The sequence below is a fragment of the Aeromonas cavernicola genome, from assembly GCF_002795305.1.
GTDB classification, from domain to species: Bacteria; Pseudomonadota; Gammaproteobacteria; order Enterobacterales; family Aeromonadaceae; genus Aeromonas; species Aeromonas cavernicola.
Map to the genome: position 1 here is coordinate 1 of NZ_PGGC01000260.1, position 777 is coordinate 777.

General features: G+C 63.7%; 1 protein-coding gene and 1 pseudogene. Both read left to right on the forward strand.

Annotated elements, in window-relative coordinates; genetic code table 11:
• Positions 1 to 291 (forward strand): annotated as a pseudogene (locus CUC53_RS18390) (DUF58 domain-containing protein); the annotation flags it as partial.
• Positions 276 to 777: DUF4381 domain-containing protein (locus CUC53_RS18395; RefSeq protein ID WP_100295419.1), on the forward strand; the 502-nt coding region annotated here is incomplete at its 3' end. The pseudogene CUC53_RS18390 and the gene CUC53_RS18395, both read left to right, overlap by 16 nt.

The following is a 777-nucleotide window of genomic DNA, read 5'->3' on the forward strand; positions in this document are numbered from 1 at the left end:
CACTTGGCCAGGCGCCATGATATTCACTACTGGCAGATCCGCGACCCCCTTGAGGTGAGTTTGCCGCCAGATAGCGTGTTGTCAGTCACCCTTGCTGATACAGCGCGCCAGTCGCTGGGCTGGTTAGATGGCCAACATCCACGCTTTGCCCGCCGTTATCAGCGTGCCGCCAGCCAGTGGTTGGCCCAGAGCCAACAACAGCTCTTGCCTGTGGTGCAGCGCCTTTACCTGCTCGATAACGGCCAGCCCCTGCAACAACAGTGGCAGGGGGCGCTATGTTCACCCACTTGATGGCGCTCGGCTGGCCACGGCCCCTTGAACTGACGCTAACAGAGCCGCCACCCTGGGTTGCGTCACTGAGGGATATCCACCCCGGCCCCAGCCTAGTCAACCCTGAGCTGGCACTGCGCTGGCAAGGCTGGCTGTGGTGCTTGCTGGCGATCGGCACCCTCGCGCTGCTGGGCTCAGTGCTGGTGCGCTGGCGCCGTTACCGACAGTGGTGCCAACCCCTGGCCTGTCCCCCCGCACTGTTGGTGAGCACCCTGCACAGCGCGCTGCGACATGCCGCCTTAGTACGCTGGCCGCAAGCTCGCACGTTGCAAGGGGCGCCATGGTTGCACTTTCTCGATCAACAAGGGGGCGGCAACTTTGCCCAATTTAGCGATGAGTGGCTGCGCTGGCTTTATGGCCAACAGCAGCCCCCCCCCGCGCAAGCTCGGGAATTAGCACAGCAGTATCGCCGCTTGGGCCGCCGCCTGATTTGGGGATGGCCGTGGC